The 445-nt window shown below is 68.5% G+C and carries 1 pseudogene; it reads left to right on the top strand.

Annotation, left to right across the window (positions count from 1 at the left end):
- A pseudogene (locus EN745_RS35690) lies at positions 1-445 on the top strand (DUF2339 domain-containing protein); the annotation flags it as partial.

Genomic DNA, 445 nt, shown 5'->3' with positions numbered 1-445 from the left:
GTTCGTCTATCTGGCGATCGTGCTTGCCGCCACCGCGGCGATTGCCCGCCTGCGCGACTGGAAGGCGCTCGCCGCGGCGGCCTTCGTCGGCACCGGCCTCTGGACCATCCTCTACATGGCCAACACGCCCGCTGCGAACCTGTCGGCCATCCTGTTCATCAATGCCGCGACGCTGGCGGTGCTCGCGTTCGTCTGGCTGGGCGCCCGCGGTGCCGAAGCCGAATCCTCCGGCGGTTTCGACTGGCCGTCGATCGCGCCCGCTATTTTCGTCGGGCTTTCGGCGCTCGGGCTTTCGGTCGACCCGGCCTTCATAGTTGCCGGCGATGCCCTGGCGGGCGCCGCGCTCCTTGCCGCTATGCTGGCGGTGGCACTCTATCAACCGCGCGCGCTGCCGCTTCTCCATGCCGCCGGCCTGGTGACGGCGATGATCTATCTCGGCATCATC

The sequence above is a fragment of the Mesorhizobium sp. M4A.F.Ca.ET.022.05.2.1 genome, assembly GCF_003998845.1.
Lineage (GTDB): Bacteria > Pseudomonadota > Alphaproteobacteria > Rhizobiales > Rhizobiaceae > Mesorhizobium.
Note: the sequence above shows the minus strand (reverse complement) of the source record. Positions and strands in the feature narration are given on the sequence as shown.